Annotated in this window: 1 protein-coding gene; it reads left to right on the top strand. The window is 67.2% G+C overall.

The features are described from left to right. Window positions 1-996 (top strand): cobyric acid synthase (locus A2I95_RS41010; RefSeq protein WP_291738027.1); only part of this gene is annotated, 996 nt, incomplete at its 5' end. Window positions 997-1,125 lie beyond the last annotated feature (129 nt).

The raw sequence follows: 1,125 nt of genomic DNA, 5'->3' as shown, positions 1-1,125 counted from the left end.
TGTGCGGCGGGGGTGCCGGTGGTGATTGCCGGCGACATTCACCGCGGCGGGGTGATTGCGCAGATCGTCGGCACCCATGCGGTGCTGGAGCCGCAGGACCTGGAGCGGGTCGCGGGCTTCATGGTGAACCGGTTCCGCGGCGACCTCAGCCTGTTTGATGCAGGCCGCGATGATATTGCCGCGCGCACCGGCTGGCCGTCCTTGGGCGTGGTGCCGTGGTTCTGGGACGCCTGGAAACTGCCGGCCGAGGACATGATGGACATCGCCTCTCGCCAGGGCGGCGCTTGCAAGGTGGTGGTGCCGCAGCTGGAGCGGATGGCGAATTTCGACGATCTGGACCCGCTGGCCGCGGAGCCGGAGGTGACGGTGGAGATCGTGCCGCCAAGCCGCGCCCTGCCCGGCGATGCGGATCTGGTGATCCTGCCCGGCAGCAAGTCGACCATTGGCGATCTGGCCTATCTGCGCCGCCAAGGCTGGGACATCGACATTCTGGCGCATCACCGCCGCGGCGGCCATGTGCTGGGCCTATGCGGCGGCTTTCAGATGCTGGGCAAGACCATCGACGACCCGGAAGGCGTTGACGGCCGGCCCGGAAAGGTCGAGGGACTGGGCCTCTTGGATGTGCATACGGTGATGGCGGGCGAAAAGCGTGTCACGCTGACCGAGGCGGTGACCCGCGACGGCAATCTGCCGGTGAGCGGATACGAGATCCACATGGGCCGCACCACAGGGGCCGACTGCGCCCGTGCCTGGCTGAGCATCGATGGCCGGGCCGAGGGCGCGGCCTCTGCTGACGGGCGGGTGAAGGGATCCTATTTGCACGGGCTGTTTTCTTCAGACGCCTTCCGCGCCAGCGTGCTGGCCGGCCTGGGGCATGAAAGCCAGACCGGATATGAGGACGGCGTCGAGGAGACGCTGGATGCACTGGCAGACCATCTGGAACGCTATATGGATCTGGACCAGCTGCTGGAGCTGTCCCGGCCGGTGACGTTCTAAGGCACCATCGGGCAAGGTAAGCCCTCCCGCGTCCGCAGCTTGCTCTGGCCACGGCCAGACCCGTCTGCGGTCTTGGGCCCGGCGCCCCTTTTTCACATGCAGTGCGACATTCCGGAGCGGCCTGCCCTT

Source organism: Leisingera sp. F5 (genome assembly GCF_001593695.1).
This window is presented reverse-complemented; position numbering and strand designations above follow the sequence as displayed.